This is a genomic window from Brevibacillus invocatus (genome assembly GCF_003710915.1).
GTDB lineage: Bacteria > Bacillota > Bacilli > Brevibacillales > Brevibacillaceae > Brevibacillus > Brevibacillus invocatus.
The window spans coordinates 244,373-269,555 of sequence record NZ_RHHR01000015.1 but is presented as its reverse complement, the minus strand read 5'-3'; the positions used below and the strand labels follow the sequence as shown (position 1 = coordinate 269,555).

Below are 25,183 nucleotides of genomic sequence, written 5' to 3'. Positions count from 1 at the left end.
TCATTCCATATGAACAACAACATCTCGCGGAGTTGGCGTGGGCTTTTTTCCAATTTATCCATTTGCATTTGTATTTTGCCTGTGATATGATGATGATAATTAAAGAAATTTTCAAGCGTTCACATATTGTAAAGGGTTTACATGTATGTTCGAACCTTTTCCAATGTGTGAATTTTTATTTTCAACAAATAAAAGTTGCATATTCATTTTATCTTTTTGGAGGTAACACCCATGCAAACAGGTACAGTAAAATGGTTCAACGCTGAAAAAGGTTATGGCTTCATCGCAGTTGAAGGCGGAAACGATGTATTCGTTCACTTCAGCGCTATCCAAGGCGACGGTTTCAAAACCCTCGAAGAAGGCCAACGCGTTGAATTCAACGTGGTAGAAGGCAACCGCGGACCACAAGCTGAGAACGTTGTAAAACTGTAATTGGCATACAAACACAAACCCTGCTTCGGCAGGGTTTTTTCATACCTTCGCTTGTAAGAAGATTCAGAAATGGTTGACATCTATGGATGCCAGCCCATATAATCACTTTATAATTAATCTTAAGCAATGGCGCTTAAGGCTACATACCAGCACTCTTTTGTTCATCGTCTGTCTGTGATTCCACCAAGAATCTCAATCACAAGTTCATACAAGTAAGCAATGGCGCTTAGGTACCTCTCGCTCGCGAGATATCCTAAGCGCCTTCCTTGTTTACCTGGCATAAAGGGGGACGAGACACAAACAAGCAACCTTTCCTGACAGCACCTGTACCGGACAAGGAGTACAGGAGAAATCTTGCAAAAAAGGTGGGATTCAATCGTGGAGCATATTGGAAGCGTTATCATTTACATTATTATGATTTGTGCCGTCATCGGCGCCATCGCTGCCATTCGCAACAGTGATACAGGGCTTGGAAAGGAATTCATGGAAGGCTTGCACTCGACAGGCTACATCTTTGTACCTGCCGCGGGTATTATGGCTTCCCTCCCGTATATTTCCTGGTTTGTTGAAAAAGCAGTCTCCCCGCTTTTCCATCAGATCGGAGCTGATCCAGCGATCGCTGCTACAGCCATTCTCGCTTCCGACATGGGAGGCTATCAGCTAGCCAATATGCTGAAAAGCTCCCTCGAAGGCTGGGTCATGGCTTTGATCGTCGGTTTCATGGCTGGAGCTACCATTGTTTTCTCAATTCCAATGGGATTGGCGATGCTCGACAAACGTGATCATAAGTATATGGCGCTCGGTATCATGTCCGGGATCCTGACTGTTCCGATTGGTGCTTTCATTTCCAGTGCCATTCTCGTTTTGACCAACATGCAAGTACGTCCCGAGATTGCGGCTAGCGGCGAGTCGACCTACGCTTTTGCTATCGGAATGGGGCAGGTATTGCTGAACTTGTCTCCCATCCTCGTCTTTGTAGTCGCGATTGCCTTGGGGCTGCGCTTCCTGCCGGACATGATGATCAAAGGCTTTATGATATTCGGTAGAACGATGGATGCTGGAATCAAGCTCGTTCTCGTCTTCTCCATTGTGGAATACTTTACCGGCTTTTTCTCTATGATAGGCGGCTCCTGGGGATTTGACCCGATCATTGCAGATGAGAAGGACCAGTTCCGAGCATTGGAAACAGCCGGTTATATCGGAATTATGCTGGCAGGTGCTTTCCCCATGGTCTATCTGCTGCGCAAATATGCGTCGAAACCATTGGAAGCATTGGGCATGCGTCTCGGATTGAGCCCCACAGGCAGCGCAGGCTTGCTGGCTACCATCGCCAATATCCTGGCTATGTTCCGCCTGGTACGCTTTATGCCCCCCAAGGACAAAGTCATTAATATCTCCTTTGGTGTGTGTGCGGCCTTCCTGCTTGGTGATCACCTTTCCTTCTCGGCCAATTTTCAGCCCAATATCATTTTGCCTGTTATTGTCGGGAAGCTGAGTGCCGGTGTCATCGCGATCGGTCTCGCTTACTGGCTCTCTGTTCCAAAGGCACTGGAGCTGGAAAAGCAGGATCGGGCAGCGGGCATTATCGGTCCCCACGAATACCTGGATGAGAAGCAAGCAACCAGTGACACCGAAGTCGCTGCAACCAAAGAGTAAGTCATACACACGAAAGAGCTGTCCACACAAATGTGGATGGCTCTTTTCATCCAGTCTGGAAAGCCGCTCTTCCTAAATACATGCCGAAAAATAGATGAAGCAGCAGGCGAGGACCCTTACACGCGTCCATGCCTGCTGCTTTTTTTATACTATCGGAAAGTTTAAGTGCACTAAAGCGCTAAAAAGATTAGCGGAAGATAGTATAAGTGCAACTAAGGCTCCGCCAAAAGCTTGGCGTAGCCAAGTTTTCTAATCTTCCATATCATCGGATAGAGCGTTGCTAATAGTTGGCTAGGGCGTGCAGCACAATTCCCCTACTCCTGCTTCCAATGCTTTTTTCAGACTGCCCAATACTTGCGACCAGGCCATCTGATGCCAGGCACGTGCCTTCTCCCACTCTTCTGTATCGCCCCAGCCAAAGTGTTCCACCAATACCTTGGTTGCTCCCTCCTGCTCGGACAAAGAGACGAGTACGTAGGTCAACGCACCTTCATGATTCATTACAGCTGCGAAATCATCCGGTCCCTTCCAGGTAAAGCCCAAACGTTCCTGTGGCTCCCACAGAGTGACGATGCACCCCTTGGTCCCCATCGTATCGTGATTGCCGGGAGTAAAATACAGCTCATAAGCTCCGCCCAATCTAGGCTCCAAGTACGCCTCCGGGGCGAACCATTTGGTAATTCGTTCACTTTGTGTCCAAGCCAACCAGACGAGCTCCTTTGATGCTGCGATTTCGATCTCTGTTTGAAAAGAACTCATGCCATTCTTCCTCCTCCAGTTTGTCCATCAGTACGAACATATCAATCCTGTAATTTCCAGTCAACCAGCTTTATTCTGAATTTGATACCAAATGTCTTTATTTCATTAAAGTTGAAAAATACTTTTTTATCCAATAAGCAGCTGCCTGCACAAATTTTTTCAATTGAGGTGATATAATAGAAGTAATTCAAGCAATTCAGATATTGGGAGGATACCGATGGATCAATCAGCCAGTAAAGCCAATCATCAAAAATTATCGATATCAAAGCTGTTAAGACGTGCATTTTTCATCTTTATCGGAGCTGTGTTGGTTTCGGTCGCATTGGAAATTTTTTTGGTTCCAAATCAGATTATTGATGGTGGAATTGTCGGCATCTCGATTATTGCTTCGCATTTAACCGGAGTAAAATTAGGAATCTTCTTATTCATTTTAAACCTCCCTTTCCTCTTCATCGGCTATAAGCATATGGGCAAAACCTTTGCTATTTCCACTTTGTTTGGTGTAACCGTCATGTCGATTGGCACCTCGCTTCTCCACCCTGTCTCTAGCTTAACGGACGATCCACTTCTTGCTGCGGTCTTTGGCGGAATTATTCTGGGTATCGGTGTCGGTCTTGTTCTGCGTTACGGAGGTTCGCTCGACGGCACAGAAATCGTCGCTGTGCTTATGAACAAAAAATCACCATTCTCTGTCGGCGAAATCGTCATGTTCATGAATGTCTTCATCCTGAGCAGCGCCGGATTTGTGTTCGGCTGGAACCATGCTATGTACTCGCTCATCGCCTACTATATCGCCTTCAAAATGATTGATTTGACCATCGAGGGCTTTCAGGAATCCAAGTCTGTCTGGATCATTAGCGACAATTACAAAGAGGTTGGCGACGCGATCGTAGCTCGTCTGGGCCGAGGCATCACCTATCTGAAGGGGGAAGGCGGGTACTCGGGCGAGGATAAAAAAGTTGTCTTTTGCATCATTACTCGCTTGGAGGAAGCCAAGCTGAAATTGATCGTGGAGGAACTCGACCCATCTGCCTTTTTGGCTGTCGGCAACATTCACGATGTCAGAGGTGGACAGTTTAAAAAGAGTGCCATCCACTAATAGGGGATCCAAGAAGCTGACCCGTTTAGCGAAGGTTATTACTGCTGTATCGGAAAGTCATTTTTCAATCGTTTTCCGATACAGTCGTAAATAGCATCGCTTGCGCGGGAGGCTTTTTTCTTTTTTAGCCCCCTCTACTCCGCTACTACATCCAGCAACTCCTCCACACGCTTGATAACCGCCAACGGTCGATGATGAGTCTCAGCCGTCAAACCATTCGGATTGATCCATACCGCAGACATGCCGGCTTCGATCGGCCCGGCAACATCGGCTTCCCAGTTGTCTCCGACGAAAAGCACCTCTTCTGGCTTTAGGTCCAAATGCTTCAAAACCGTTTGAAAGATGCGTAAATCAGGCTTGTGATAACCGATTCGCTCGGAGAGGAAAACCCGCTCATCGGGGAAGTACGCAGACAAGCCCAAACGACTCAGCTTGATGAACGCCATATCGGCCGGTCCGTTGGTGACAATCCCCAGTCTGAATCGACTGGCCAGCTGATCCACCGCCTGCTGCACCACTGCATGAGGCTCTACTGCATCCATACATGCCTGTGCATACATGTGTTGAAAATCATCGGCCTCCTCGAGCTCGATGGATCGCTGGAAATCCGCCAACGCTCGCTGCAGTCGAAGCTGGCGATATTGGGTGAAGTCGTACTTTCTGGCAATGACATCGATCCAAAGCTGGTCCCCGTGACGTCGCAAAGCTTCCAGCACCGCATTCTCATCCAGATCAGCTGTTAGCGAATGGGTTCTGATCGTGTACTGCATGCCTTTTTCCCAGCAAGCTCCAAAGTGAAACAACGTATCATCCAAGTCAAATAGAATCGTGCTGAATGTCTGCAATGTCCTCTCTCCTTTTATCGTGCAGAATGGATAAAGGGCCCAATCCCGGACCCTTTTCTTTCTTTATCCTATTTTATCAAATTCTCCTGAAGCGAGACCGTTAGCTCGTCAGGCAAGGCAATCGAACGACGCGTCTTTGCATCGATCATCACCATCGTGACATCTCCATCCGCTACCAGCTCTTCTTGTTGATTATACAGCTCATGCCGGATCACAAAGCTTTTGGTGCCTATTTTGACAACGGTGGTTCTGACCTGCACTTCTTCCAGCATCCGCAGCTCTTTTCTGTAGTTGATCGAGATGTTGACTACCACCGGCATGATTCCCAGCCGTCTCAGTTCATCCAGTGTAAACCCCTGCTTCCAGATCCAGTCAAACCTGGCCCATTCCATATACTCCAGGTACTTGGCGTTGTTTACATGTCCGATCACGTCAATGTCGGTTGAACGCACAGTAAGATTAAACCGATGCTCCATCTCCATCACTCCTTGTCTTTCTCCCTAGTATACTGCTTAACCCGAACTGAGTGAATGTTCATTCGCAATTTTCGCACATCTACGACTTCTTATCTGGTTGCTTTCCCTTATAATGAGAATAAACCTGTACCTGCAAAGAACACCAGCTTTCCTGGAAATTGGCACCTGGCGTGTTTAAGGACCAATCCTATGAGCATCTGCTGCAAACGCTATCTTCCCTGCCTGAGGCGGATTGGGATATTCCCTGTGAAGCGCCAATCGGCAAGCTGACCCCTCGTCAGGCATTGGGCAGGCTGACCTTTCATATGGGCTACCACAGTGGCCAGATTGGGTTGATTCGCAAATACGGAGGAAATCTGTGAGCTTGTGTCTATCAGGAAAACGGCTTGTGATCCAGGAGTTGACTCGCGCCGATCTGCCTCATGCCTTGGACGTTTTCACCAGCAACACCGCCTACAATACGTTGAGAAACGGAACTGCTGCCTATTCACTGGCAGACCTGGAGCGTGAATTCGATTCGATCGTATCGATTCCCAGCGGCGTCTGGCTCCAAATCATAGGGGAGAACAAACGGATTGGCGTCATGCACTTGGTGCTTTCGACTCCGACAGACCCCAAGAGCTGGATCAGTCTGCTTCTGCTTCATTCTGACTATCAGCGCCAAGGCTTGGGCAGAGAAACCGTCAATATTGTGGAAGCCTACTGTCGGGATAACGGCTGCACCCAGATTCATCATGGCGCCATCGCCGAAAATGAACCAGCGCTCCTTTTTTGGGGCAGGTTGGGCTACGAACAGTATCGGCAAGTGAGCGGCCCGGTAGGTCTTCTCGTGAAGCCGGTAATCTTGGTGGCCAAATGGCTCCAGAAGTCTATTCCAGGGGGTGAATAACATGCGTGCTCCACGATTCGAATGTGATGTACCCAACCTCTCCTAGCCGGCGAGGGAAGGTTACGACGACTGTCCCCCCGGCTAACGGAATAAGCTTGTATCACTATTCCGGGAGGGGCCTTATCAGATGAATAACCAATGGAAGAACCAATTGTTTGGAGCCATTTGCCTTACTTTGGCTGCCGCTATTTGGGGTGGCGTGTACGTGGTAAGCAAAGTGGTGCTTGAAGTCATTCCGCCTTTCACCTTGTTAATTCTACGCTTCGGGATTGCCCTCGTTGTGTTAGGTGCATTCGTGGTCGCACGCAAGGAATACATCCCAAAAAAAGAATATCCGCTGCTTATGGCCATTGCTTTTGTGGGGGTGACCATCTCGATTGCTGCACAGTTTCTGGGGACCAAGCTTTCTACTGCCCATATGGGTGCGTTGATCACCTCGGCTTCCCCTGCCTTTATCGCCATTTTTGCTGTCTGGCTCTTAAAGGAACGGATACATTGGCAGCAGACAGCGGGTATTCTGCTCGCAACGCTCGGGGTGCTGATCGTCATTGGCGTACCGAGTGAAGCTGATACGGAAACCTCGATGATCGGGAACGTCATCCTGCTCGTTGCGGCTCTCAGCTGGGGGCTGTATACAGTGCTCAGCAAAAAGGCGACACAGCGCTACTCATCTCTGGCCGTCACCACCTACGCTGCATTGTTCGGATTGATCTTTTCCAGCCCGCTCATGCTCTGGGAGCTCTCCGTCACTCCCGTTTCCTGGACGTGGAGCTGGCAGACCTGGATGGGCGTTCTCTACATCGGGATCATTTCCACAGCAGGTGCTTTTTATCTGTGGAACAAAGGCTTTGAAATGATGCATGCTGGAAGTGGAGCTGGGTTTTTCTTTGTCCAGCCAATCGTCGGAGCATTTCTTGGCTGGCTATTACTCAGTGAGCATCTTGGAGTTGGATTTTTTATCGGTGCCTGCTTTATCTTTTTAGGAGTAATGCTCTCTAATCTGCAGCAGGCAAAACCAAAGCAAGAAAAGCATTCTTAATTCAGCAGCTGCCTCGGCTTGTTCGGGCAGCTTTTCCCATTTATTAAAAAAAAGCTGTCCCACGCTTACAATGGGACAGCTCAGATATATGTGAACCCGGGAGGGAAGTAGAGGAGTACAAACGAACAATCTTGACTACGCCGTAATGGACTAGTTACGGATTAGTTGTTTCAGCTGCTGGTGTTTCAGTGGAAGCGTCAGCAGGTGCTTCAGTAGCTGCATCGGCAGGAGCCTCAGTAGAAGCATCAGCAGGTGCTTCGGTAGAAGCATCAGCAGGAGCTTCAGTAGAAGCGTCAGCAGGAGCCTCAGTAGAAGCATCAGCAGGAGCTTCAGTAGAAGCATCAGTAGAAGCTGGAGCTTCGGAATTTACACCATCTTGAGTAGCTGGTTCTGGAGTTTCTCCGCTAGAGCAAGCTACCAAGCTACCAGACAACAACAACGCAACAGCTGCGAGTGAAAACCATTTTTTATTCATCTTTATTTACCCCTTTCATTCTTTAGCATAGTGACCGTCTCACCGTCACATCTATAGATTAAAGGGTAAAGTTAACCATTCTGTGAGCGAAATTGGAAAAAAGCATGATCAAAATATGAAAAAAGTATGACCATCCCGACTGACAATGTCTAGGTCGCTTGCCGATAGACGGCTACGTTAGGCAGCCATACGGTAAACGTGCTTCCTTCCCCTGGCACACTGTGAACACTGCACTTTCCGTCATGCAGCTCCACCAGTTCCTTGACGATTGCCAGTCCCAATCCCGTTCCCTTGTTTTTCTTGGAGCGTCCACGATCTACTTTAAAAAATCGCTCCCAGATCCGGTGCAAATCATCGGAGGAGATTCCCACCCCTGTGTCCGTCACCTGAATCCGGACCCACTGCTCCTCTGCTACCGCAGACAAGCGAATCTCGCCTTCTTCAGTGAACTTCAGGGCGTTCTTCACCAGGTTCTTCAGTATTTGTGCCACTCGATCGCGGTCAGCGTAGATTTTCGGCAATTCCCCCTGTACATCGACCTCCAGAGAAATGCCCTTTTCTTCGGCCTCTGGATGAAAGGAGAACGCAATTTTGTTCAACAAATCACTGACATCTACCGGGAACTTGGCGAGTGTGACCTCATTGTTTTCCAGCTTCATCAGATCCATCAGATCATCGACCAGACGATTGACTTGCATCGTCTCTGAATACATCACCGCATAGTACTTCTGCCGCGCTTCTTCTTCCTCGACCAACCCGTCCTGCAAGGCTTCCAAAAAGCCTTGAATCGCTGTCAAAGGCGTGCGCAATTCATGGGATACATTGGCGAGAAAATCATTTCTCACCTGCTCCAAATGATGACGCTCCTGCTCGACCTTCTCCAGCTTCTCTGCCATCGTATTGATCGTCTGCGCCAAATCGTTGATCTCATCTGAGGTATTGACTTGTACCCGCTCCGCATAATTGCCTCTTCCGATCTCGGTTGCAGTGCGCTCAATAGTTCGAAGTGGCCTCGATATCGACCAGGACAAATAGGAAACCATCGCAGTCGACAACAATACGCCAAAGAGGGTTGCCCACAAGATCGTCTCACGCATTTGCGCAATGGTGCGTTCAATTCCTTCGATCGGAGCGTGCAGGATAATGCCCCCGTACACCTTTTCTCCCTCACCCCAAGGAATCGATACAGAGAGCATCGGATCGTCCAATCCTTCGATTTGCAGCTCCGTGACGGCATTTTTCCCTTGCAGCACATTATCGGCAATCGAGACAGCTACGGATTTCCCTGTGAACACCTCATCCTTCATCGAGGTGGCTACAATTTTTCCTTCCTGATTGAACAGCCAGATGCGCGTATCATACGTCTGGTCCTTTTCCGCCAAAATGTCCAGCAGCTTCTTGTCCACACGAGGCCGCTCCAGAATCGCCGCATTCACATTTTTGGCCATGCGCAGCAATTCTTCTTTTTTTGCATCGTAAAAATATTCTCTTGCCGACATGGAAATCAGAATGCCCGAGATGCCCAATCCAAGTAATACAGTTGCCAGAAAGCTGTACAACAGGCGACGGAAGATGCTTTTTGACATCCCTAGCATCAGTCTTCCACCCCGAATTTATAGCCGATTCCCCAAACGGTGTGAATGCATTCATAAGGGAGCTTTTCCAACCGCTGTCGGATTTTTTTAATATGCACATCAATCGTGCGAACATCGCCAAAATAGTCAAAACCCCATACCTGTTCGAGCAATTGCTCCCGTGAGAGGACATTGCCGGGTGATTTGGCCATCTGAACGAGCAGATCAAACTCTTTGGGGCGGAAGCTGATCTTCTCTCCGGCTGCCACCACTTCTCGCTTGTCTAGATCGATGGTTAATTGATCAAAGGTCAGAACGGAAGTCGTGTCTTCCTCTACTTTTGCTTTCGGCTGCAAACGCCGCAATATGGCACGTATGCGCGCTACCAGCTCGCGGGGGCTGAACGGCTTTGTAACATAGTCGTCTGCACCCAGCTCCAGGCCGAGTACGCGATCGAACTCTTCGTCCTTTGCCGTCAGCATAATGATGGGCGTATCCCACTTTTTGCGAATTTCCCGACAGGTCTCAAAACCGTCCATCTCCGGCATCATCACATCAAGGACGATCACATCCGGATTTTCCAATTCCACCATCTCGATTCCTTGCATGCCGTTGTGGGCAACGACCAGGTCGATTTGTTGCTTGATAAAGTACAAACGTATGATTTCACATACATTGGGATCGTCATCTATGACTAATACTTTGGTTTGACTCACAGTCCACAACCTCCTTTTTCGAAAAACAAGGCTCTTCGCCGCTTCGTTAGCGAAAGCAATGCGTTTTTCGCAGCTTTTCGTTCGTGAAGATTTTAGACAGCGATTGTTCATTGTACATGGTCACTTGCCAGAAAACCATGTTTCTAACTTTTCTATGTTATCATAGATGGTCATCCTTGTGGACGGTTTGAAGTCCTAGAGGTATGGTACTAGCTGGAAAATAAAAAAGCAAAGGCTGATCACTCAAGCCTTTGCTTTCTATAGAATCGTATTTTCTTATGCCACTTGACTGCGCGGTCCGCGAAGAAGGCCCCATACAAAACCGAGCAAGCCTCCTGCCAGTGCTGGTACAATCCAGCCCACACCCTGACCGTACAAAGGAAGATACTTCCCGAAAAACAACGTGATGCTGTCGACAGGCACCCCCATCATCGAAGCGCCATCGACCAGACTGACTGCCGCCGTAAATAGAATGGCTCCCACATATACCGAGCTGTAGCCACGGAAGAAGTTATGCAGGAAGGAAAGCAGCATCAGCACGATCGCGATCGGGTAGATGGCCATCAATACCGGAACAGAGATGGCAATCAGCTGGGTCAGTCCGACATTGGCTACCGCAGTACTAAACACACTGAGGATCAAAATCATGGTGCTGTAAGAAATCCCCGGTATTTGTTCGGAGAAAAATCGTCCACAGGCCGTAACCAGGCCGACTGAGGTCGTGAGACAAGCCAATGTAACGGCTAAGCCAAGTACTATATTTCCTAACGAGCCAAATAGCTGCTGTACGACGGCAGTCAGAATCTGCCCGCCATTGTCGGATTGGCCAAGTGAAAAGCTTGTCGCTCCCATGTAGCCGAGAGCCAGGTAGACGAGTCCCAAACCGATCGCTGCGATCACCGCTGCCTTGATCGTAGAGACTGTAAGACTTTTCTTGTCCGTGATGCCACGAGCTTCTACGGAAGCTGTAACGACAATCCCGAATACCAAAGCGGCCAATGCATCAAGCGTCAGGTAGCCTTCCAAAAATCCTTTGACAAACGGAGAAGATTCAAGGTATGCCCCGGTTGGCGTTCCCATTTCTCCCATAGGATTGACCATTGCTCCGATAAACATGATTGCGATAATGATCAGCAAAGCAGGTGTCAATATTTTACCGATCCGATCCACGAGCTTGGACGGATTCAGTGATAGCCAATAGGTGATGGCAAAGAAGACAATGGTGGTGACAAACAAGGGTACCCAGCTCGCCTTCCATCCATCAGACAAGAAAGGCAGAACCCCCATCTCATACGTTACGGTTCCCGTCCGCGGAATAGCCATTAATGGACCGATCGCCAGATACACGACAAAAGTAAAAATAATAGCAAACACCGGATGTACCCTGCCAGCAAGCGTCTGCAAATTACCGCCACCCAAACCGACAGCGATAACCCCTAACAGCGGCAAGCCCACCCCGGTTATAATAAATCCCAAAATGGCGAACCAATAACTCGTTCCAGCTGCTTGACCCAGTGCAGGCGGAAAGATCATATTCCCCGCTCCAAAGAACAGGGCGAACAGCATTAACCCCACAGTAAGCGTCTCTCTCTTTGATAGTTCTCTCATGATGTCTCCTCTATGTTTGTAATTATTAAAATTTTTAATAGTATAACTAAAATTAATAACAATAATCAACCTTTGATTCTTGGAAGGACTTTTGTTAGTATCTCTCGTTTTCCCCCAAAAAACTCAAAGCACCCTCAGAAACACGTCCGAGGGTGCTGCTTATTTTCCTCATTTTTTATTTCGTGAACATGCCCTTCAGAACAAATTTCACGTTCGCAGGACTTTCCGCCAGACGACGCATGAAGTATCCATACCAGTCGTTGCCGTACGGGACATAGACCCGCATTTTGTAGCCTTCCTTCGCCAAATCAATTTGTGATTGGGTACGGATTCCGTACAGCATCTGAAATTCGAACTGTGTTCGCGGGATATTATGTTCCTGAACCAGCTTTTTCACGTAATCGATAATCGCATCATCATGTGTCGCCACCGCAGCATATCCGCCATTGAGCAGATGCTGCTTGATGATTTTCTTATAGTTCTCGTCTACATCCGGCTTGTTTGGATAGGCCACCTCCGGAGATTCCTTGTACGCCCCTTTTACCAAGCGGAAGTTCACTTTCTTGTCCTTCAGCTTTTCGATATCGTCCGCTGCCTTATACAAATAGGCTTGAATAACCGTTCCTACATTATCATAGTCCTGCAGGAGCTCATCCAAAATATCCATGGTCACCTGGTTATGTGCATAATCCTCCATGTCGATCCGCACAAAAATGTTTCCGTTCTTCTTGGCTACATCTAAAATGCGGCGCATGTTGTTCATGCACAGGTCCCGACTGATATCCAGTCCTAAAGAAGTCATCTTGAGCGACAGGTTGCAATCGACCCCGGACTGATGGATCGCTTCGAGCGTCTTGATGCAGTAGTCCGCGGACTCATTCGCCTCTTCCACGCTAAAAACAAATTCACCCAAATGATCCAGCGTGCAAACCAAGCCTTGTTCGTTCAACTGACGGACAGCTTGAATGGCTTCGCTGATGGTTTCCCCGGATACGAAGCGACTTGCTCCAAAACGAAGTCCCCATTTCTTTGCGGCAGCATTTAAGGTTTTATTATTGGATAAATACAGAAAAAAGTTCTTCATTGCTTGCTCCATCGCGGATGTCTCCCCTTCAACGGTACTCTATGCCATTAGGATTAGCATGAAGCGTGCCAAAACTTGACACGGAAAATATAGGCCGTTTCCTGTCTTTTTTGACAATCGCTATATACACATGTGTACATTACGTGTCCATTCCTGTACACTTTTGATTAGTAATAAGATTTTCAGCAAGACGGATTTCTTCTTTATAGTGTGGATAGGAAGTGATGATTTGAAACCGTTATTCTCTCTGGATAGTGTTGTCAAAACGCTTGCATCGCCAATCGCCCCCACTGATGTCAGCATACGCCCTCAAGAAAAAACAGGTGTATGGAATCAAGGGTCGGAGCAGGTTGAAGTATCGGTCATACAGGAGTCCTCCACTCTGGGACAAATCATGCAAGAGCTTTGTCAGTCTGCGCATACGCAGACCTGGATGCCATTTGTCACTGTCGATGACCAGTACCAGCCAACAGGCATCATCCATCCGCATGATCTGATCACCTGCTTTTTTAACGTAACGCAGCACCAATCTGCGCTCCTTGGCACCTTGCTGGACACCATGAGTGAGGCCATTACCGTCGTGGATACGGAAAACATCGTACAGTACTGGAACCGCTCTGCTGAAGCGATTTATGAGATTGATCGGGAAAAGGTAGTCGGCATTTCGTTAGCTGAGCATTTCTCCAGCGAGTCGATTCGCCTTCTCGACGCCCTGCGCCACGGAACCTCTGTCCACCGGGTCTACCACATCCCGCGTCCGGACAGCCATGTCCTGATCAACGCCGCACCGATTGTACGGAACGGAGCCATCATCGGTGCGATTTCCATTGAGCAGGACATTACCGAGCTCGTGCGATTGAACGAAGAGCTGGCTCACACGACCGCACACCTGCACAACCTGCAGCAGGAGATGAATCGCGTTCACGGGTCAGACGATCCTTTTTATTCGATCAAGGGGCATTCGGCTTCTATCCAGTCTGCCATTCACTCTGCTCAAAAAGTCGCTCAGACTGACGCTACCGTACTGATTTACGGTGAAAGCGGTGTAGGCAAGGAGCTGTTCGCCAAGGCCATTCATCAAGCGAGCCGACGTCGGGAAAAGCCTTTTATTGCTATCAACTGCGGGGCGATCCCTGGTGCTTTGTTTGAGAGCGAGCTGTTCGGTTATCACAGCGGAGCATTTACAGGAGCAGAGAAGAAAGGAAAGCCAGGAAAATTGGAGCTGGCACATGGAGGAACACTGTTTCTCGATGAGATTGGGGAGCTGCCGTTAGAGCTGCAAGTGAAGCTGTTGCGCGCGCTTCAGGAAAAGCAGTTTTATCGCGTGGGTGGTACCGAGCCGATTACCGTCAATACCCGGATCATTGCCGCCACCAACAGACAGCTGGAGCAAATGATGGCTGAGGGCCAATTCCGTGAAGATCTGTACTATCGCCTGAATGTCTTTTCGCTGGAAATCCCGCCACTACGCGAGCGTCGGGAAGATCTGCCCGAGCTGGTGCAGCTCTTTTTGCAGGAGTACTCCATCGCCCAGGAACAGCCTGTCCCTCGCATCACCTCGGATGTGATGCAAGCCTTGATCGATTACCAGTGGCCTGGCAACATTCGTCAGCTGCGCAATGTGATCGAGCGCCTTTCTATTTTACAGGAAAATGGAGTCATTCTGCCGGATCACCTTCCGACCGTCGTCCGTTTTCAATCGGATCATGCTCTTGGCCAACGCAAGCTGCCTGCTTTTGCTGGGAATGCTGGTGGATCTACAGGTGGAGCAGTACAGCCATACACGTCCCGATCCGCCTATGGCTACACATCTCCTGACAGTGAAAGAGAGCGGATCCAGGCTGCGCTGGAAAGAACCTATGGAAACAAAAAAGCGGCTGCTGACCTGTTGGGAATTTCGCGAGGCACCTTATACAACAAATTGAGGAAATACCAGCTGGATGGGGAGGCGTAGCCAATGGAGTTGATCGAGTGGTTCGACGATACCTTTCAAGTCCGCTACGCTGACCAGACCATATCACTGCTGCCCAAGGAATACGCCCTGCTGCACTACTTGTACAATTGGAAGAACCGCACGTTTTCCCGGGATGAACTGCTTGATCGCGTGTGGGCAATGGAGGAGCCGACAGACCGGACCGTAGATGATCACATCTATAGGCTGCGCCGAAAGCTGACCAAATGGTCGCACTTGTTCACCATTGAGACGGTTCGAGGTGTCGGTTATCGCTTGCATTGGAAGATCAATCACTTGCCAAAGCCGGCTACCTTCAACCAGGATTTCTCGAAAAATGTGCGCAGTATGCTTGAAACGTATCACGGGATGGGGATGGGAGCCGCCATGCATACCCTTGCCTCCCATCAGGATGTCCTTGGTTTTCAGCTGGATCCGTACTATGAGGTCTATCTTCCATTTGTACGCGGTGATTTTTCCTGGTTTGTTCGACATCCCTTTCCTTTGCCTGAAAAACTGTTTTATCTCTTCCACGTATACTACATGGTCCAGGCTGATCCACAACCAAGTATGGAAATCCTGGAAAAAATCCAGCCCTACCTGCCGAAAATGCCAGATTCTTTTCGGCTCGAGCTGCAGATTGCATCGATTGGTCTCCTTGCCCAGAATGGGGAATACGAGCGTGCGAAAAATCAGCTGGAAGCATCCTATCCGCTCCTGGAGACCATCAATTCGAAAAGCTTTATCCTCTTTTTCCAATCCCAGCAATGTTCGCTTGATCTTCTGACAGGTCGGCTGGATTCCGTGGAAGCAATCGTAGAGCAAGCAATGGAGCGCCTTCAGGAAGTACCCATGCAACGGGAATTGGGGACCTTTACACTATTGCGAGGGTTTTGCCTGTATCTGCGGAACAGACAAAGCGAAGCCCGTCAAGTCGTGGACGAAGCCATAGAGGTGATTTTAGCCACACGTTTTGTCCCTCATCTCATCTATGCCGTGCGAAATATTCTCTTCTTTTATCAGAATCTCATCCATGACCTCGAATGGCAGCGCAAATATGAAGTCAAATGGCGCGAGCTGGCACAGGAATATCAATTCGAGGCTCTGCGCAAAGAAATAACCGAGCTGTTCTCCAACTCGGTCTGAGGGACACCTTTGCAATTCTAAAGGAAACGGGGGATGAGTCGGATGATTTGATCGTCCGAAGCACGCGGCCTCCCCCGACCATCCCGATTGTTCGTCATGAAGTAAATCGATCCATCTTCCGCTTCCAGCACATCGCGAATTCGTCCGTATTCTTCATGGAATAAAGTTGATGTCTGCAGCACCCGATCTGGCTGCTGCGGGTCAAGCTGGATGCGCAGCATTTGATCCCCGCGCAGATTGGCAATCAATAGCTGCCCCGCCCAGGGACCTTGCTGTTTGTACCGGACCAACACTCCTCTCTTCACAGGCCATGACAAACAGACTGACTACCAGTACGAGCGCCAATGTAAACCACTTTGCTTTCATAGACGACTCCCTTTCCTTGTATAGTTACAAAAACACCCCCATGCCAAGAGAATGGGAGTGACCGCGAGTTTATTCCATCTGAATCCCCCGACGTTCTTCTAATTGCCGGTGCAGGATGTATTTGCGCAAGTTGTGAAAATGACGGGCATTGATCCCTTTTATCGTACAGCCGTATAGCCGGTAAGGTGCGACGAAACGCTCATGGATGATGCTCAGCTCCGCCTTGATTAGGCCATCCGGGCGGTTGCGGCCGTACAGTTCTGCCGAAAAGTAAATCGGTTGATCATCCGGTATTTCTCGGTCTGTGCGCAAAGCCAGTCCCCCCAGACTCAGGTTCACCAGATCCACCATCTGGTTATTCAGCGATAACAAGGAGATCGGCTCCTGTGTCCGATACTGGAGCCAACCTTTTAGCTTCATTTCAAATCTCGGATAGCGGCGACGCTGCTCCCGAAACTCCGTAGCCGTAGGGGAGTGAAACAAAAAGAGCTTGCGCTTGTCCTTGGCTACTACCACGGCATCAAAGGTTGAGATCGTCTCATAGTCAGCAGTAAGCAAGCATCTTAGCTGATCACCTACCGTTACTTCCACCTCACAGGAAAAAAGGGCCTCTACCAAGTCACCTTCTTCATAAGTAACGATACCTTCTATCGTGTGATTTCCTCTTTTAATTTGTATCATGCTTTCCATCTAAGGTCTCCACCAATTCACTCTATAATGTACCGGGGTTTTCCGGAATCTTACTGGGATGTTTTTCACGGAAAATAAGGTATAATGATAGCATTGACAGATAGGAGGTTACTGACCGATGAATCGTTATCAACTGGTTACACTCGCTTTAGCCCTAAGCGTAACCGCCTGTCTCATCGGAGTTGGCATATCCATTGGAGAAAAAAGCATCCTTGGTATTATCGGCTGCTTTGTCGTTGCCTTCGCGCTGATGGGATTCGGCTTTTCGTACAAGCGCAAGCACATGCGCTAGCCATGGCTGCCTAACGACGGACCAAAAGGCTGTTCACATAAAAAAGCACAGCGGGCAGCCCCTTCGCCTGCTTCAAAAGTTGTCTAGCAATCGTGTAAATGCGCGGCTGTGTACGATTCACTTTGCGATCAGCGAGATAAAAGGCAACTAATCCGTCTACGATCATACGGTGAAATGCAGGATTCGGCAAGCGTCTGACGCTTGCCTTTGCTTGTTTGATAAAGTACTGCAAGCGATCAGTCGCCTCTTCCTCCGATTCATAGTAAGAGACGAAATTGAGATCCCCACCTAGTCGATCTTCTTCCAAATCGATCAAGTAGTCAAGGAGGATGTGCAAGCCGCAGAGCCATGGAAAGTATGCCTTGCTGACCTCATCGACCTGCTCCTGTCCGAGGTCCGCATCTGTAGCCAGACAAAACAAAGCAAAGATGCCGATCGTCGAACCCGTTACAGCCGCAAACTCCTGCCAATGCAGATTCGCATGCTGTTCCTTATGTGTGTCCCACCAGGCCAGCAGTTCGTTCTCCCGCAATGCTGGATGAATATGCTTGTACACCTGAAGGTCGCTGTAAAGGACCGAAAATTCCAGTACGCGAGGCTGAATCTTGTCATAGGCAGGAATTTGCGCCGCGTAATGTTGACAGGTCTGGACCAGACTTGCCAAATATCCGCCGTCATCCTGCTCTTCCCGGTATTGATAGTAATTGCGCAATGGCGCTCCTGGTGTCAGTGCATCCTGCATGGACACATGCAGCTGCCGGAAGTCTACCGGGTCCAGCGAGGTGCTGCGATCACACAGGTTGTCCAGATAATCACTGATGGTTTGATAAGCCACGATCAGCGGTACGATCGTCTCGACGTGAGAAATCACTTGTGCCGCATATACACAGCCACCTTGGCAGTGGAATTTTTTCGTGTTCATGCTGTCCAATGCCTGTTTTCTCAATTCAGGGTTGGGAATCGACTCGGCCCGCTTATACCAGGCGGCAAACTCCCGTTCCAATACAGGCTGTACATAACGATAAACCCGGTATAGCAGCTGCCACGGATTACGTAGTTCGCTCACGAACATCCCTCCCTTCACAACAATAGTGTTATCTTACCACATTTGTTGCCCAGCTCCAAAATACATCCCCTATAATCCGATGCGACTTTTGGATTCGAAATACAGCACGAAGAGGAACTTTTTTGTATTGATACGGGCTGTAGAAATGGTTGAATCGGTTTTGCTCTCCAGCTCCATCATGCGCTTTCGCACTTCAACAAAATCAAAGAAGGTAGCCGCGTAGGTTTCGAATTTGGGGTTGTTGTAATCGGTAAGTCCCAGTGAAGCCAGATGCGTCAGTGCCTGATAGATGGCTCTGCGCACACGCTGCTCCGCTGCCTTGACCTCTTTGTTGATCTGGGATTCATCCGTCGTATTCAGCTTTAATGTAGCAACACGGATAAAAATCTCCTTCATGGATGGAAATCGGTTGTCTCCCGCGTTCTCTTTTTCCCACTGATGCAAGGAATCCATGATCGCCAACAAATCCTTGCTTCCGTTCTCACTGATCATGCCCAGCTCCGTCAGCAAAAACTTGGTCGAAGACAAGAGATTGGATTCTGATTCCGCGTCTTTTTTGCTCGCTTGTGCAGGAGTGTGTCCGGATAATACCTGAAGCGAGCGCTGGATTCCCTCAATAGACTGTTCCAGAAGCAGGCGTTCCTTCACTTTTTTCAAAACACTGATGACCTCCAGCCGATTGATCGGCTTGGTCACATAGTATTCGATGCCGTACGAATACGCTTCAGCGATCATTTCCTTGGTTTCAATCTGCGAGATCATGACCATCTTGCCGTTAAAGCCACGCAGCTCGCGGACCGTCTCGATGCCGTCCCGCTTGGGCATCAGCAAATCGATGAGCAGGATATCGACTCGTTTCCATTCCAAAAAATCAAGATCAATGTTCATGCCATCTTCCGCTTCCCCGCAAATGACTCCGAGGTCTGCATCCTCAATGATCTGTGCCAACATGGATCGGATGGCCGGATCGTCGTCAACAATGAAAAAACGCATGTATTCTTCACCCTTTTTTCTGTGAAAAGCGTCCCCGCTATGCGGGAGATCCATATACATCTCGGACAACTCCATTGCCCATTACGAGAGGAACCTGTAGCTTGTAGCTCATTACCTTTTTTGCACGATGCTTGCATTGGGCAGACGGATCGTAAACACGGTGGCGAATTTTTCTGCCTGCTCGGAAATCTCAATGTGTCCGTGCAGATTGTCCATGACTTCCTTTACATAGCAAAGCCCGATTCCTGTGGAGGGTTTGCCTGAAACATCGTACTTCGTCGTATAGCCCGGCATGAACAAGAGCTCCTTGTCTTTGACCGAAATACCTGGCCCGTCATCGGCAACCGAAAATTGAACCCATTCTTTCGATTCGTCGATCGTCGCTACAATGGACACCATTCCCCTATCCTCAATCGCTTCAACCGCGTTCGCTACGAGATTGTTCACCAGGGACAAGGTAGTATAGATGTGACAAGCCAGGTAGGGAGCATCGACGTTGACTTCAAAACGAATGTCCTTGTCCAGCATTTTTGCGTACTTCTCTTGTGCGCGCACGATAATGGAAATCAACTCGCCAAGCGGCATGTAATCGCGCACGTTTTCATCCGAGATCAGCTTGGACAGACCTGCATAGATTCGCTGGTTGTCCTTTTTCACCTCATGCACCTGACCGGCAATCATCAGCATCTGGCGGGCATAGCGTTCACTATCGCCCTGCTGCGGCTGATCCTTCATTTCCCTGTACAGCTCGTAGCAATCACGTGTGATATCCTCCACCTGCGACAACGTTTTCTGAAGATGTATGGATTCTTCGTACAGATTGGAGACGAGCATGAGCACGCGTTCATTGCGATGACGCTCCTCCTCTTTTTTCCAGATTGCTTGCCGCAATTTGATCATATTAAAGAAGCTTAATACAAAAAAACTGCGAATCAGAGCAATGACGGCAATCGGGCCGATGAAGGAGAGCTGGATGACATGAGCCCAATTGGGGGCACGAAAGGAGAGCTCGACCATGTTCGCCCCGATTTCGGCAATGGTCCCAAGCAATCCAACCCACAACGGACGATGATGCAAATCATTTACGCGAAAGAGAGAGAACAGGGAGGCAAATGTAGCGTAAAAAAAGAAGGCAGGCATATGCATTTGGAGAGAGTAATTCCACACAAACTCGTCCATGTTGATCCAGTCCAGCATACACCGAAACAGAACGACCACTGCTCCGGTCAGCATCCCAGCCAGCAAGGATGGGCGTAGCCAAAGCAGAAAAAAGAAAAAGGCTGTCGTGCCAAAGCTGACGCGGAAATCATCCTGAAACGGGTGAAATTTGAGCTCACCTGCAACCGGAACCGCTATCAGCATGATGAACAAGATGGAGATGCTTTCTCGAAAACGCATACGTGCTTCAACCGCTCTTTCTACTAGTATCTAATCTATTTTACTATATTTTTTTATAGATTTTTGTAGTTTTTTATAGGCCGGACCATACAATGGCTAATGAACGATTGTTCAGCGAAAAAAAGACAGGGGGAATTCACTTGAAAAAACGTAGTTTGCTTCTCTCATTAACGTTACTCCTTACTGTTTCTCTCGTCACTGCCTGTGGCGGCGGCGGCAATGCTGGTGGTGGAAACACAGGTGGCGGAAGTGCTGGCGGCAGCAATGATCCTAGCCAACTCGTCATCGCTACCGGCGGTACTGGCGGAACCTACTACCCATTGGGTGGCGGTATGGCTGACCACATCACGAAAAATGCAGGCGTGACTGCAACGGCCCAATCAACCGGTGCTTCTGCCGAAAACGTACGCCTTCTGCGCGACAAGCAAGCAGATATTGCCTTTATTCAAAACGATATCGCGGAATACGCCGTAAATGGTACCGCAATGTTTGAGCAAGATGGAAAAATCGACGCATTCCAGGCATTGGGTGCTCTCTATGATGAAACCATTCAAATCGTTGTCTCTGCGGACAGCAACATCAACAGCGTAGCTGACCTGAAAGGCAAGCGCGTCTCTGTAGGTGCTCCTGGAAGCGGTACCGAAATGAATGCTCAACAAATCCTGGAAGCATACGGCCTGAAATTTGAAGATACGCAACTGCAGCGCCTCTCTTTTGCTGACTCTGCAAAAGCCATTCAAGATGGTCAGCTGGACGCTGCTTTCCAAACCGCTGGAACACCAACTGCTGCGATCACAGAACTGGCTGCGACCAAAGGCGTAAAAATCATCCCAATCGATGCTGACAAAATTGATGCCATCATCGCAAAATATCCATTCTATGTAAAAACCGTGATCCCAGGCAATACGTACCAAACCGTTCCGGATGAGATTGCTACTGTATCCGTCAAATCCATGCTGGTTATCCGTACTGACCTGAGTGAAGATCTCGTCTATAAAGTAACCAAAGCCATTTTTGAAAATACAGATAAGCTCGGTCATGCAAAAGCAAAAGAAATCAAGCTGGAAAATGCACTTGCTGGTGTAAGCGTTCCTGTTCACCCTGGTGCGAAGAAATACTTTGATGAAAAAGGCGTGAAATAAAACCTTCATGATTGCCAACAAGCAAGAAGGAAGGCAGAAAAGGCGGACACGGCTCCGCCTTTTCACCTTCATGCTGCTCGCGACGTGTATCGTCCTGTTGAATCTTCCTTTATTCCCCTCTCTGGTCATTCGTGATTCGAGGTCTGAACAACTGGTATGGAGCAGCAGGATCAAGAATGACGCAACGTTTGGCATGCGTTGGACTCATTCCATCCATCGTTCTTCTATTGAAGAGCTGTATCGCATCGAACAAGGACAAATTATTTTATCTGAAATGACTTTCCATGACTATGGCATCGGCATGGAAAATGACTTGGCTCCTGGAGAAGAACTGATCTTTCAAGACGGTCAGTTTCGCGTCCTCCATATGAATCGTGTCTTTCCCGCCTTGCACCTGATTACTGGACAGGTTCGGGCTGACCATACCTTGCTTTTTGCAGGGACGCAGATTCCGCTTCGCTCCCTGATCGAACCTGGAAGCGCCATCACGATCCAGGCTGAAAAGCGATCTATTTTAAGTGAGATTGGAGGATACTAGATGAGCACAACCAACAACATGAGCCAGCAAGAAATGGATAATCTCATTGCCAAATACGACAAAGAATCTGCGATACGCCAATACGTGGGGCCGATGAAGTGGATTACGTTTTGCCTACTGGTTCTCTTCTCTGTTTACCAGCTGTCCTATTCACTATTTTTAACCTTGCCTCCACAAATTCACCGCCCGATTCACTTGGCTTTTGGCTTGGGACTGATCTACTTGCTTTATGCGGGACGAAGCAAAAACAACTCGCAAAAGGTCGGCATCGTCAATATCATCCTTGCTCTTCTGAGCGTCTTTGTCACTCTCTACTGGGTATTTGATTACGAAGGTCTCGTCGTGAGAACAGGAAATTACACCACGATGGACATGACCGTAGGCTTTATCGCAATCCTACTTGTCCTGGAAGCAGCACGTCGGGTTGTCGGTCTTCCGATCACGATCATCGCTTCGATTTTTCTCTTGTACACTTATTTTGGACCCTACATGCCGGGATTTTTGGAACATCGCGGAAGCGGCGTCCAACGGATCGTCGGCCACAGCTATTTCACTCTGGAAGGAATTCTCGGCACTCCTCTAGCCGTTTCTTCCACATTTATCTTTCTATTCGTACTGTTCGGAGCCTTTTTGGAGAAAACTGGTGTAGGGCAATACTTTAATGATCTCTCGCTTGTCATTGCCGGCCGTCGCATTGGTGGTCCAGCCAAGGTAGCCGTGTTCTCCAGCGCATTGCAAGGAACCATCAGCGGTAGCTCGGTTGCCAACGTCGTAACCTCAGGTTCTTTTACCATCCCGATGATGAAAAGATTGGGATACCGTCCTGAATTCGCAGGTGCTGTAGAAGCTGCATCCTCTACAGGTGGACAAATTATGCCTCCTATTATGGGTGCAGCCGCTTTCCTGATGGCAGAGTTCGTTGGGGTTCCGTACTTGGAAATCGTCAAGGCAGCAGCTCTGCCGGCGCTTCTCTACTTCGTGGGAATCTGGATCATGACGCACTTTGAAGCCAAGCGCCTTGGCTTGCGCGGTCTGAAGAAAGAAGAGCTGCCGAATAAAATGGAAGTCTTGAAGAAGAGCTATTTGCTCCTCCCCATTCTTGTCATTATCGGCGCTCTCATGATGGGATTCTCCCCAGAGCGCTCGGCTATCATTGGGATTGTTTCATGCGTCATCGTGGGTGCTTTCCGAAAAGAAACGCGGATGTCCATTGCGGATATTTTGGAAGCGTTCGCTTCTGGTGCTAAAATCGCGCTTGGTGTCGTGGCAGCAACAGCTTGTGCCGGTATCATCGTGGGTACCGTAACATTAACAGGTATCGGTCTGAAGCTTGCGAACGGTCTGATCGATCTGGCAGGTGGACAACTGCTCCTCACCCTGTTCTTTACCATGATTGCCTCCTTAATCCTGGGTATGGGCACACCGACCACCGCAAACTACATCATTACTTCTACTATTGCAGCACCCGCATTGGTACAACTGGGCGTACCAGTCGTTGCAGCGCATATGTTTACCTTCTACTTCGGTATTGTAGCAGACATTACACCTCCAGTGGCGCTTGCCGCCTTTGCCGCTTCAGGTATAGCCAAATCAAAACCGATGCGAACAGGCGTAGAATCGACCCGACTAGCCATTGCCGCCTTCATGGCTCCGTATATTTTCGTCGTATCCCCGGCATTATTGCTGATTGATACCACCTTCTTCGGCGCGATGTGGGTCATGTTCACCTCGATCATGGGCATGATCGGCGTGGGTGCAGGACTGATTGGCTTCTGGATGACCAAACTCAATCCACTGGAGCGAATCGTGGCCGTCGCAGGCGGATTGCTCGCAGTCATTCCTGGAACCCTGACAGACGCTGCAGGCCTTACACTGCTTGCGCTCATCTTCGGTCTGTCGTACTACAAAAACCGGAAAGAAAATCAATCAGGACAGCTTTCTGTATAAGCCGGCTAAAAAACAAAACCTCCCTTATGAACCCGTCACTTTACACTGACGTTCAAGGGAGGTTTTCTACATTATTCGGCTTGATCCCTGATCAATTTGGTCCAGCCGTCTACCTGTTCCACTCTTCTTTCCTTCATCAGCTTCCCCAATGCTCTTTTGAAGCTGGACTTGCTCATCTCAAACTTCTCTCTGACCACATCTGCCGGAGTATCGTCCGTATACGGCATTGCCCCGTCCCGATTGAGCAAATAGCGAAGCAGCTTGTCGGCGTCTTCCCCGTACTGAACTTCCTTTCGTTCACGCATCGCGCCATTCAAGCGGCCGTCTTCACGAACGTAGCTGACGCGGCAGCGAACCGACTGGCCCAAGCGGAGTCTTTCCGTCATCTCGTCGCGGTGTATAAACAGAATGTAATCCTCGTCTGTCAGCAAAAAGGCCCCTGCCTGAATCACTTTGTAGACGGTTCCCTCTACCTGCTTGTTCTTCATGCTCTCATCGGCAGCCACTGCGAATTTACTGACTTCCGTCTCCGTGACGGGCTTTGCCAGCATCCGCCCCAGCCGATCTCTTTTTATTGTCACCAGCAATCGGTCACCTGGCCTTGGCCATTCATCGCGCAGCTTGGGCAGGTCATCTATGAACACAAGCAGGTGCTTGTTTACCCCGTTGTCCAGGAAAATCCCCATGCTCGAGGAGAGGTCTACCACTTCCAGCCATCCGTACTCATCCAGTCCGACATAAGGCATATCCATCGTAGCCGCCAGACGATTCTCATGGTCGTGATACAAAAACACCTCGACCTCTTCCCCGATCTCCAAAGGACCCCTCGCTTCGTTCCGGTGAAGAAATACCTCTTCCCTGCCATCGGTCAGAAAATAACCGATCTCCTTCTTGCGCGCTACACGCAGCTCCAAGATCATGCCTGCCTGCAGATTGCTCATGGCAACGCTCGTCCGCACCTGCTTTTTCCCTCTATCCATCGCTTTGCTTCCTCACTCTCTT

Annotated in this window: 26 protein-coding genes; 12 read left to right on the top strand and 14 right to left on the bottom strand. The window is 49.0% G+C overall.

Annotated features, from left to right (window positions below; translation table 11 throughout):
• The first annotated feature begins 231 nt into the window (after positions 1–231).
• Positions 232–432 (top strand): cold-shock protein, encoded by a 201-nt coding sequence (locus EDM52_RS11860; RefSeq protein ID WP_048031362.1) that lies wholly within the window; start codon positions 232–234, stop codon positions 430–432.
• Positions 433–810: 378 nt separating this feature from the next.
• Entirely contained in the window at positions 811–2,088 is a 1,278-nt protein-coding gene (gene eutH / locus EDM52_RS11855) for an ethanolamine utilization protein EutH (protein ID WP_122909184.1), read from the top strand.
• Positions 2,089–2,379: 291 nt separating this feature from the next.
• Here the strand turns inward: eutH and EDM52_RS11850 are convergent, their stop codons facing one another.
• Complete coding sequence (locus EDM52_RS11850) at positions 2,380–2,847, bottom strand: SRPBCC family protein (protein WP_122909183.1); 468 nt, start codon at positions 2,845–2,847, stop codon at positions 2,380–2,382.
• 217 nt (positions 2,848–3,064) lie between these two features.
• Between EDM52_RS11850 and EDM52_RS11845 the strand changes: the two genes are divergently transcribed.
• A complete protein-coding gene (locus EDM52_RS11845; RefSeq protein ID WP_122909182.1) occupies positions 3,065–3,946 on the top strand; it encodes a YitT family protein in 882 nt (293 codons plus the stop codon).
• A gap of 134 nt (positions 3,947–4,080) precedes the next feature.
• Here EDM52_RS11845 and EDM52_RS11840 read toward each other — a convergent pair whose 3' ends face one another.
• Entirely contained in the window at positions 4,081–4,791 is a 711-nt protein-coding gene (locus EDM52_RS11840) for an HAD family hydrolase (protein ID WP_122909181.1), read from the bottom strand.
• A 68-nt stretch (positions 4,792–4,859) separates the two neighbouring features.
• Positions 4,860–5,267 (bottom strand): acyl-CoA thioesterase, encoded by a 408-nt coding sequence (locus EDM52_RS11835; RefSeq protein WP_122909180.1) that lies wholly within the window; start codon positions 5,265–5,267, stop codon positions 4,860–4,862.
• Positions 5,268–5,437: 170 nt separating this feature from the next.
• Between EDM52_RS11835 and EDM52_RS11830 the strand changes: the two genes are divergently transcribed.
• From EDM52_RS11830 to EDM52_RS11820, 3 genes are all read left to right on the top strand, one after another.
• Positions 5,438–5,629 (top strand): DinB family protein, encoded by a 192-nt coding sequence (locus tag EDM52_RS11830; RefSeq protein ID WP_245996815.1) that lies wholly within the window; start codon positions 5,438–5,440, stop codon positions 5,627–5,629.
• On the top strand, positions 5,626–6,156 hold the full coding sequence (locus tag EDM52_RS11825) for a GNAT family N-acetyltransferase (protein ID WP_122909178.1): 531 nt from the start codon (positions 5,626–5,628) through the stop codon (positions 6,154–6,156). Before EDM52_RS11830 ends, EDM52_RS11825 begins: the two co-directional genes overlap by 4 nt.
• 127 nt (positions 6,157–6,283) lie before the next feature.
• Complete coding sequence (locus tag EDM52_RS11820; RefSeq protein WP_122909177.1) at positions 6,284–7,195, top strand: DMT family transporter; 912 nt, start codon at positions 6,284–6,286, stop codon at positions 7,193–7,195.
• A gap of 154 nt (positions 7,196–7,349) precedes the next feature.
• Here the strand turns inward: EDM52_RS11820 and EDM52_RS24660 are convergent, their stop codons facing one another.
• The 5 genes from EDM52_RS24660 to EDM52_RS11795 form a co-directional block, all read right to left on the bottom strand.
• Positions 7,350–7,670 carry a hypothetical protein gene (locus EDM52_RS24660; RefSeq protein WP_183185012.1) on the bottom strand — a complete coding sequence of 107 codons (321 nt, stop codon included), beginning with the start codon at positions 7,668–7,670 and terminating at the stop codon, positions 7,350–7,352.
• Between the two features lie 149 nt (positions 7,671–7,819).
• Positions 7,820–9,265, bottom strand: coding sequence for a sensor histidine kinase (locus EDM52_RS11810; protein ID WP_122909175.1), 1,446 nt, complete (start codon positions 9,263–9,265; stop codon positions 7,820–7,822).
• Positions 9,265–9,960 (bottom strand): response regulator transcription factor, encoded by a 696-nt coding sequence (locus EDM52_RS11805; RefSeq protein ID WP_122909174.1) that lies wholly within the window; start codon positions 9,958–9,960, stop codon positions 9,265–9,267. The genes EDM52_RS11810 and EDM52_RS11805 overlap by 1 nt, the downstream gene beginning before the upstream one ends.
• Before the next feature lie 276 nt (positions 9,961–10,236).
• On the bottom strand, positions 10,237–11,568 hold the full coding sequence (gene brnQ, locus EDM52_RS11800) for a branched-chain amino acid transport system II carrier protein (protein WP_122909173.1): 1,332 nt from the start codon (positions 11,566–11,568) through the stop codon (positions 10,237–10,239).
• Between the two features lie 175 nt (positions 11,569–11,743).
• On the bottom strand, positions 11,744–12,664 hold the full coding sequence (locus EDM52_RS11795) for a proline dehydrogenase family protein (protein WP_122909172.1): 921 nt from the start codon (positions 12,662–12,664) through the stop codon (positions 11,744–11,746).
• 217 nt (positions 12,665–12,881) lie between these two features.
• On the opposite strand from EDM52_RS11795, the gene EDM52_RS11790 reads away from it, so the two are divergent.
• Both EDM52_RS11790 and EDM52_RS11785 read left to right on the top strand, forming a co-directional pair.
• A complete protein-coding gene (locus tag EDM52_RS11790; RefSeq protein WP_122909171.1) occupies positions 12,882–14,606 on the top strand; it encodes a sigma 54-interacting transcriptional regulator in 1,725 nt (574 codons plus the stop codon).
• Positions 14,607–14,609: 3 nt separating this feature from the next.
• The gene (locus tag EDM52_RS11785; protein WP_122909170.1) at positions 14,610–15,749 is read left to right on the top strand and encodes a winged helix-turn-helix domain-containing protein; all 1,140 of its coding nucleotides are present in this window, start codon (positions 14,610–14,612) and stop codon (positions 15,747–15,749) included.
• Between the two features lie 17 nt (positions 15,750–15,766).
• On the opposite strand, the gene EDM52_RS11780 is transcribed toward EDM52_RS11785, so the two are convergent.
• Both EDM52_RS11780 and EDM52_RS11775 read right to left on the bottom strand, forming a co-directional pair.
• On the bottom strand, positions 15,767–16,054 hold the full coding sequence (locus EDM52_RS11780) for a PQQ-dependent sugar dehydrogenase (protein ID WP_245996814.1): 288 nt from the start codon (positions 16,052–16,054) through the stop codon (positions 15,767–15,769).
• A 130-nt stretch (positions 16,055–16,184) separates the two neighbouring features.
• Entirely contained in the window at positions 16,185–16,805 is a 621-nt protein-coding gene (locus tag EDM52_RS11775; protein WP_122909168.1) for a PilZ domain-containing protein, read from the bottom strand.
• 118 nt (positions 16,806–16,923) lie between these two features.
• Here EDM52_RS11775 and EDM52_RS24655 point away from each other — a divergent pair, with 118 nt between their 5' ends.
• Positions 16,924–17,097 carry a DUF5325 family protein gene (locus EDM52_RS24655; RefSeq protein WP_183185008.1) on the top strand — a complete coding sequence of 58 codons (174 nt, stop codon included), beginning with the start codon at positions 16,924–16,926 and terminating at the stop codon, positions 17,095–17,097.
• 10 nt (positions 17,098–17,107) lie between these two features.
• Here EDM52_RS24655 and EDM52_RS11770 read toward each other — a convergent pair whose 3' ends face one another.
• From EDM52_RS11770 to EDM52_RS11760, 3 genes are all read right to left on the bottom strand, one after another.
• A complete protein-coding gene (locus EDM52_RS11770; RefSeq protein ID WP_122909167.1) occupies positions 17,108–18,163 on the bottom strand; it encodes a tetraprenyl-beta-curcumene synthase family protein in 1,056 nt (351 codons plus the stop codon).
• A 69-nt stretch (positions 18,164–18,232) separates the two neighbouring features.
• Positions 18,233–19,156, bottom strand: coding sequence for a response regulator (locus tag EDM52_RS11765; RefSeq protein WP_122909276.1), 924 nt, complete (start codon positions 19,154–19,156; stop codon positions 18,233–18,235).
• A gap of 111 nt (positions 19,157–19,267) precedes the next feature.
• Positions 19,268–20,554 carry a sensor histidine kinase gene (locus EDM52_RS11760; protein WP_122909166.1) on the bottom strand — a complete coding sequence of 429 codons (1,287 nt, stop codon included), beginning with the start codon at positions 20,552–20,554 and terminating at the stop codon, positions 19,268–19,270.
• A gap of 140 nt (positions 20,555–20,694) precedes the next feature.
• On the opposite strand from EDM52_RS11760, the gene EDM52_RS11755 reads away from it, so the two are divergent.
• The 3 genes from EDM52_RS11755 (at position 20,695) to EDM52_RS11745 (ending at position 24,181) form a co-directional block, all read left to right on the top strand.
• Entirely contained in the window at positions 20,695–21,696 is a 1,002-nt protein-coding gene (locus tag EDM52_RS11755; RefSeq protein WP_122909165.1) for a TAXI family TRAP transporter solute-binding subunit, read from the top strand.
• 70 nt (positions 21,697–21,766) lie between these two features.
• Entirely contained in the window at positions 21,767–22,234 is a 468-nt protein-coding gene (locus EDM52_RS11750; protein WP_338068307.1) for a DUF1850 domain-containing protein, read from the top strand.
• Positions 22,235–24,181, top strand: coding sequence for a TRAP transporter permease (locus EDM52_RS11745; RefSeq protein ID WP_122909163.1), 1,947 nt, complete (start codon positions 22,235–22,237; stop codon positions 24,179–24,181). It begins immediately after the preceding gene.
• Between the two features lie 71 nt (positions 24,182–24,252).
• Here the strand turns inward: EDM52_RS11745 and EDM52_RS11740 are convergent, their stop codons facing one another.
• Positions 24,253–25,161, bottom strand: coding sequence for a CvfB family protein (locus tag EDM52_RS11740; RefSeq protein WP_122909162.1), 909 nt, complete (start codon positions 25,159–25,161; stop codon positions 24,253–24,255).
• Positions 25,162–25,183: the final 22 nt, after the last annotated feature.

What these genes read in the sequence shown, in the direction of transcription:
- EDM52_RS11760 (WP_122909166.1), bottom strand. Translation starts at nt 20,554, where the DNA reads ATGCGTTTTCGAGAAAGCATCTCCATCTTGTTCATCATGCTGATAGCG.
- EDM52_RS11785 (WP_122909170.1), top strand. Translation starts at nt 14,610, where the DNA reads ATGGAGTTGATCGAGTGGTTCGACGATACCTTTCAAGTCCGCTACGCT.
- EDM52_RS11745 (WP_122909163.1), top strand. Translation starts at nt 22,235, where the DNA reads ATGAGCACAACCAACAACATGAGCCAGCAAGAAATGGATAATCTCATT.
- EDM52_RS11795 (WP_122909172.1), bottom strand. Translation starts at nt 12,664, where the DNA reads ATGGAGCAAGCAATGAAGAACTTTTTTCTGTATTTATCCAATAATAAA.
- EDM52_RS24660 (WP_183185012.1), bottom strand. Translation starts at nt 7,670, where the DNA reads ATGAATAAAAAATGGTTTTCACTCGCAGCTGTTGCGTTGTTGTTGTCT.
- EDM52_RS11820 (WP_122909177.1), top strand. Translation starts at nt 6,284, where the DNA reads ATGAATAACCAATGGAAGAACCAATTGTTTGGAGCCATTTGCCTTACT.
- EDM52_RS11765 (WP_122909276.1), bottom strand. Translation starts at nt 19,156, where the DNA reads ATGCGTTTTTTCATTGTTGACGACGATCCGGCCATCCGATCCATGTTG.
- EDM52_RS11835 (WP_122909180.1), bottom strand. Translation starts at nt 5,267, where the DNA reads ATGGAGCATCGGTTTAATCTTACTGTGCGTTCAACCGACATTGACGTG.
- EDM52_RS11750 (WP_338068307.1), top strand. Translation starts at nt 21,767, where the DNA reads ATGCTGCTCGCGACGTGTATCGTCCTGTTGAATCTTCCTTTATTCCCC.
- EDM52_RS11740 (WP_122909162.1), bottom strand. Translation starts at nt 25,161, where the DNA reads ATGGATAGAGGGAAAAAGCAGGTGCGGACGAGCGTTGCCATGAGCAAT.
- EDM52_RS11850 (WP_122909183.1), bottom strand. Translation starts at nt 2,847, where the DNA reads ATGAGTTCTTTTCAAACAGAGATCGAAATCGCAGCATCAAAGGAGCTC.
- EDM52_RS24655 (WP_183185008.1), top strand. Translation starts at nt 16,924, where the DNA reads ATGAATCGTTATCAACTGGTTACACTCGCTTTAGCCCTAAGCGTAACC.
- EDM52_RS11845 (WP_122909182.1), top strand. Translation starts at nt 3,065, where the DNA reads ATGGATCAATCAGCCAGTAAAGCCAATCATCAAAAATTATCGATATCA.
- brnQ (WP_122909173.1), bottom strand. Translation starts at nt 11,568, where the DNA reads ATGAGAGAACTATCAAAGAGAGAGACGCTTACTGTGGGGTTAATGCTG.
- EDM52_RS11775 (WP_122909168.1), bottom strand. Translation starts at nt 16,805, where the DNA reads ATGGAAAGCATGATACAAATTAAAAGAGGAAATCACACGATAGAAGGT.
- EDM52_RS11810 (WP_122909175.1), bottom strand. Translation starts at nt 9,265, where the DNA reads ATGCTAGGGATGTCAAAAAGCATCTTCCGTCGCCTGTTGTACAGCTTT.
- EDM52_RS11860 (WP_048031362.1), top strand. Translation starts at nt 232, where the DNA reads ATGCAAACAGGTACAGTAAAATGGTTCAACGCTGAAAAAGGTTATGGC.